General features: G+C 66.2%; 4 protein-coding genes. 1 reads left to right on the top strand and 3 read right to left on the bottom strand.

Translation table 11 applies throughout. The annotated features are described in order from the left end of the window. Positions 1 to 258: 258 nt before the first annotated feature. Positions 259 to 753 carry a hypothetical protein gene (locus tag GO707_RS11640; RefSeq protein WP_114540365.1) on the bottom strand — a complete coding sequence of 165 codons (495 nt, stop codon included), beginning with the start codon at positions 751 to 753 and terminating at the stop codon, positions 259 to 261. Positions 754 to 1,210: 457 nt separating this feature from the next. Between GO707_RS11640 and GO707_RS11635 the strand changes: the two genes are divergently transcribed. Continuing rightward, positions 1,211 to 3,730, top strand: a complete 2,520-nt coding sequence (locus GO707_RS11635; protein ID WP_114540364.1) for a DNA topoisomerase I — start codon at positions 1,211 to 1,213, stop codon at positions 3,728 to 3,730. Positions 3,731 to 3,963: 233 nt separating this feature from the next. Here the strand turns inward: GO707_RS11635 and GO707_RS11630 are convergent, their stop codons facing one another. Then, entirely contained in the window at positions 3,964 to 4,515 is a 552-nt protein-coding gene (locus GO707_RS11630; RefSeq protein ID WP_114540363.1) for a FumA C-terminus/TtdB family hydratase beta subunit, read from the bottom strand. A 24-nt stretch (positions 4,516 to 4,539) separates the two neighbouring features. Continuing rightward, positions 4,540 to 5,394 carry a fumarate hydratase gene (locus GO707_RS11625; RefSeq protein WP_227070674.1) on the bottom strand — a complete coding sequence of 285 codons (855 nt, stop codon included), beginning with the start codon at positions 5,392 to 5,394 and terminating at the stop codon, positions 4,540 to 4,542. Positions 5,395 to 5,848: the final 454 nt, after the last annotated feature.

Below are 5,848 nucleotides of genomic sequence, written 5' to 3'. Positions count from 1 at the left end.
AGAGTACTTCGCCAAGAAGAGGCGCGCTGATTAGCGGTACCGAGACAGCCTACTCGCGGTACCGCCTTTTGCTGATCGCCGGTACCAAGCCAGGTGATCGATGGTACCGCGAGAGGTTACTACTCAACGATGTCGAAAACCTCAAAAAACTTGCCAGATTTCGCGGGCAAGAGAGCGCGGCTGGTTCAAGGCGGCCCGCGTTGGGTGAAATTTGCTTGAATCCGCAGTCTCAGCGGCTGCGTCCGGCACTTTGGTGGCCTACCCCAAATAGCTCAGGAACGGCAAGTAGCTTTGAGCAGAGTCGGGGACGGCGAGGGTGATGTCCTGGCCCATGGCGGTGACGGTGACGACGGAGGGGTCGTCGTAGGTGGTGATGGTGGCGTCGGTGCCGCTGTAGCTGATGTTGGCCGAGCCGGTCTTCTCGGCGCCCTCGGGCAGGCTCGTCACCTCCCAGCTTTGGATGTCCAGCGCGTCGATGGCGGCGTCCACCTGGGAGGAGGACATGCCCGTGGCCTCGGCGATGCGATCGGTATTGCCGCGCAGGGCGCTCTCGGCCTTCGACTTCAGGCCCGACACGTCAAGGGCCGCATTGGCCGCGGCGTTTTTGCCGCCCTCGAACAGGCCGGCCAGGGGGTTCTGGAAGTTCTCGAAGGGGCCCTTCATGCCCAGCTGGGGCAGGATGCCGAAAACGGCGATGACGAGGATGAAGGCGGCAATGAGGCCGATGAAGGCTTTGATGATCTTGCTGTTCACGGAATCTCCTCGGGGTGGGTCACGTTGCGCGAAGGCGCCGCCGGGGGTACGTTGATGCTCGGTATTCGCGGGTCGAATGCTGCGATTCGACGGCGTCCGGCATCTATGGTAACCCGCAGGCTCCGTCTTCATAAATCGACTACGGGACGCCCATGAAACGGTCATCGACCTTACGGGAACCTTGCGGGGGCGGCTTCGCGCGCGAATGCGGTGCAGGCGAAGGCGCCCGGGCGCGGGGTGCGCGAACGCGAAATGGAGCCGCATGCGGGGTCGCGCAGATTTAACGACTTTCTCGCACCGCGCTGCGGCAAATCGTGTATCCTAGGCCCCACGCATTCGCGCGGCCTCAAGGCGGCGCGGCTGCCCAGAGAAACCCCGCGCACGTAAAAATCTCAAGGTGGGGTAAATCGTGCGAACGTGAGGGCCGCATCACACGGCCGAGAAGGAGGATGGTTCCGTGAAACTGGTCGTTACGGAGAAGAACGACGCGGCGGTGAAGATCGCCGACCTTCTGGGCGCTTCCAAGCCCAAAGCCGACAAGGTGTTCAACACGCCGGTCTACCGGTTCGAAGTCGAGGGGGAGGAGTGGGTGACCATCGGCCTGCGCGGCCACATCCTGGAGCCGGATTTCACCCCGAGCCTTACCTATAAGAAGCGTGGCGGTTGGGAGGGTGTCACCGCCGAGGGCGAGATGCTGCCCGCCGTGGTGCCGGACAGCCTTGCCAAGCCCCCCTTCAAAAAGAAGAAGCCCTTCACCGCCGATGGCGTGGAGCTCAAGGGATGGAAGATGGAGGCGCTACCGTACCTCATCTACGCGCCCATCGAGAAGCTGCCCAAAGAGAAGGACATCATCCGCTCCCTGAAAAACCTGGCGAAGAAGGCCGACTCCATCGTCATCGCCACCGACTTCGACCGCGAGGGCGAGCTCATCGGCTCGGACGCGCTGTCGTGCTGCCGCGAGGTGAACGCCACGGCGCCGGTGTCGCGGGCGCGCTACTCCGCCTTCACGAAGCCGGAGATCACCCATGCCTTCGCCAACCTCGTGCCCATGGACGACGACTTGGCCGCCGCCGGCGGGTCGCGCCGCGACATCGACCTCATCTGGGGCGCGGTGCTCACGCGCTACCTCACGCTGGTGAAGTTCGCCGGCTACGGCAACGTGCGCTCCTCCGGGCGTGTGCAGACGCCGACGCTCGCCATCATCGTCGAGCGCGAGCGCGAGCGCATGGCGTTTGTGCCCGAGGACTACTGGGTCATCCGCGGTGCCTTCGACGGTGGCGCGACGTCCGGCCCCACCGCCGGCGACGGCCCCGAGGCCTTCGAGGCGCCCCATGCCACGGCCCGCTTCAAGGCCGAGGCCGAGGCTGCGGCCGCCATGGCCCGCGTGGAAGGCGCCGTGAGTGCGCGAGTGGCCTCCGTGGAGAAGAAGCGCCGCAAGGTGCCGGCGCCCGTGCCCTTCAACACCACGTCCCTCATGGCCGCCGCCTCCGCCGAGGGCATCAGCCCCGCCCGCTGCATGCGCATCGCCGAGAGCCTGTACATGGACGGCTACATCTCCTACCCCCGCGTGGACAACACGGTGTACCCGGATTCGTTGGATCTGGCCGAGGTGGTGAACGCCATCGCGGCGAACCCCGCCTATGGCCCCTACTGCAAGCAGCTGCTGTCTGCCGGCCCCCTGAAGGCCACGCGCGGCAAGACCGAGACCACCGACCACCCGCCCATCTACCCCACGGCGGCCGCCACGCCCGACGATTTGTCCGCGGCCGACTACAAACTGTACAACCTCATTGCCCGCCGCTTCTTGGCGACCCTTTCGGGGCCGGCCACCGTGGAGGGCACGAAGGTGACGCTGGATGTGGCCGGCGAGCCCTTCGTGGCCAAGGGCGACGTGCTGGCCGAGCCGGGCTTCCGCGCCATCTACCCCTACGGGCTGAAGAAGGACGAGCAGCTCCCCGCGCTCTCCGAGGGCGCCACCATCGCCTTCAACGGCGCCACCTGCACCAAGAAGCAGACCGAGCCGCCGGCGCGGTATTCCCAGGGCAAGCTTGTCCAGGAGATGGAGAAGCTGGGCCTCGGCACGAAATCGACCCGCGCCTCCATCATCGAGCGCCTCTACCAGGTGAAGTACGTGCAGAACGACCCCATCGAGCCCTCGCAGCTGGGCATCGCCGTCATCGACGCCCTGGACAAGTTCGCGCCGCACATCACCCATGCAGAGATGACCGCCGAGCTGGAGCGCTCCATGGACCGCATCGCCGACGGGGAGCAGACGAAGGCCGAGGTGGTGGAGACCTCCCGCAACCTGCTCGCGCAGGAGCTGGCGAACCTCATGCCCCATTCCGAGGAGGTGGCCGACGCGCTCTCCGACGCCGTGGCCGCCGATGCCTACGTGGGTCCGTGCCCCAAGTGCGGCAAGGATCTGCAACTGAAGGCGAGCCACAAGACCAAGTCGATGTTCATCGGGTGCGCCGGCTGGCCCGACTGCGATGTGACCTACCCGCTGCCCAAGGGCAAGATTGAGGCCGTGCCCGAGAAGTGCCCCACCTGCGGCATGCCCCAGGTGAAGGTGACCGCCTTCCGCAGCAAGCCCCGGGTGCAGTGCATCGACCCTGCCTGCCCCTCCAACCAGGAGCCCGAGGTCGTGGTGGGCAAGTGCCCCGTGTGCGCGGAGCGCGGGCTCGACAAGAACCTCATCGCCCGGCGCAACCCGCGCACGCTGAAGCGCTCTATCACCTGCGAGAACTTCGACGAGTGTCAGACGCGCTACCCGCTGCCCCAGTACGGCGACATCATTCCCACCGAGGAGGTGTGCGAGCACTGCGGCGCGCCCATGGTGGTCATCAAGACGGCACGCGGGCCGTGGAAGCTGTGCCCGAACTTCGACTGCCCGGGCAAGGAGGAGGAAGAGAAGGCGAAGGCTGAGAAGAAGGGGGCGCGCTCCAAAGGCGGCCGGAAAGCGGCTTCTAAGAAATAACTTTGCCGGGGAAGCGCTCGGAGGGTGCGCATCGCCGCCCGCTGAGCGCTTTATCCCGCTGCGAACGCCGTTAAAGGAAATAGCGGAAGGAACGCACATAAGGTAGCCCCATCCCGGCACGCTTGCTGCTGACGTGGGGCTATTTCTTTAACTAACGGCGTTCTCCGCGGGGCGCTCAGAGGTCGGCGATGCGCACCCTCCGAGCGCTTCTCGCATGGTTGACTTTGCTGTGCTTATTGGGCGGCGGCTTCTATCTCGCGGTAGAGGTCGCCGCCTTTGGTGTCGACGGCGACGTAGGTGGGGAAATCCTTTAGCGTGAGCTTTCTTAGGGCCTCGGTGCCGAGGTCTTCCCAGCCGATAAGCTCGCTTTCGGTGACGGACTTCGCCAGGAGCGCGGCGATGCCGCCCACGGTGCAGAGGTAGACGCTGCCGGTTTCCTGGCAGGACTTCACGACCTCGGGGCTGCGCTTGCCCTTGCCGATGGCGGCGACGATGCCGGCCTCGAAGAGACGCGGCGTGGCGAAATCCATGCGGCTGGCGGTGGTGGGGCCGACCGAGCCCAAGGGACGCCCGGCCGCGGCGGGGGTGGGGCCGGCGTAGAAGAGGGTGGCGCCTTCCAGATCGAAGGGGAGACGTCCGGTATCTTCCAGGCACTGAAGGGCGCGCTCGTGGCCGGCGTCGCGCATGGTGTAGACGGGGCCCGAGAGCAGCACCTCATCGCCGACTTCCAGATCAGCAAGGTCCGCGCGGGTCAGCGGCAGGGTGAGGGAGACGGTTTTCGCCATGGGGGTTCCTTTCGGGGTGGTGCGCTAGACGAGCTGGACGGAGGCGCTGCGCATGGCGCAGCAGCCCATGTTCACGGCCACGGGCAGCGCGGCGATGTGGCAGGGGGCCGTTTCCAAGTGCACGGCCAGGGCCGTGGGCGCGCCTCCCAGGGCCGCAGGGCCGATGCCGAGCGCGTTCACCTCCGCGAGCAGCTCCTCTTCGAAGGCCGCGGCCTCGGCGCTTGCGGCCGAGCTGCCCACCTCGCGCAGAAGGGCGTGCTTGGCGAGCCCTGCCACCTTGTCGAAGGTGGCGCCCACGCCCAGCCCGATGACGAGCGGCGGGCAGGCGTTGGCCGCCTTCTCGCGGACGCAATCGAGGACCACCCGGCGCACGCTGTCGGCGCCCGCGCCGGGGGGCAGCATGACCACGCGGGAGGCGTTGTCGGAGCCGCCGCCCTTCAGCAGCACGTGCAGGGTGGCGCTGTCGCCGGGCACGAGCTTCAGCTCGCAGAAGGCGGGCGTGTTGTCGCCGGTGTTGGCGCGGTCGAACAGGGCGTCGCGCACGAGCGACATGCGCAGGCGGCCGTCCGTGTAGGCCCGGGCCACCGCGTCGTTCACGCGGCTGAAGATGTTGCCGGGCACTGCGAGCGACTCGCCGACTTCCAGACACACCCACACGCTGCCGGTGTCCTGGCAGATGGGCACGCCGTCGGTCGCGCCGATGCGGGCGTTTTCCAAGATGCGGTCGAGCACGCCGGCCTCCCGGCTCTCGGGTGCTGCCTCCTCGCGCGCCGCTTCCACGGCCTTCCGAAAATCGGGTCGCAACGTCACGGCGCACTGGCGAATGGCGTCGTAAACCGCCTCGCCTACCGTCTCGGCGTCAAGGCGTTCGGTAGCCAATGGTTGTCGGGGGCACCTTTCGTGGGGCACGTTTTCGCCAGTAGGCATTTCGCCTCTGGCCATCGTTTCGGGGGTCTCTTCGTTCACGGACGCCTCCATCCAATAGTCGGGCCTGTTTGGAGCAAGAATTTCGAGTTGTTAGAGTCTCCTTGGGAGATATTCTCAGATTTTCCGGGCAATTAGGTCGTTTTCTGCCCAATATAGCTCAAAGCGGAGGTCGCCAAGGGGGGCGAAAGTCTAACAAGTCGAAATTATTGCCCAAATGCGGCTTCGGGATTGCTTGGAAAGGTTTTGCAGATGCGAGCGGTAAGAGGGTGGTGCTGGGGGGTCAAGGGTGAGGGGGCGCGAAGCGCGCGTGACTGGTGGGGTGCGACGGGGAAGGGCGCGATACGCAAGTCTGGCTTAGGGGTCGAAACTTGTGCGGCGGGTGGAACTTGTGCGCAGGGGAGGGGCG

Origin of the sequence: Adlercreutzia rubneri, from assembly GCF_009755265.1 — a bacterium.
Lineage (GTDB): Bacteria > Actinomycetota > Coriobacteriia > Coriobacteriales > Eggerthellaceae > Adlercreutzia > Adlercreutzia rubneri.
This window is presented reverse-complemented; position numbering and strand designations above follow the sequence as displayed.

Excerpts from the sequence above, each read along its gene's own strand:
- GO707_RS11630 (WP_114540363.1), bottom strand. The coding sequence starts at position 4,515 with ATGGCGAAAACCGTCTCCCTCACCCTGCCGCTGACCCGCGCGGACCTT.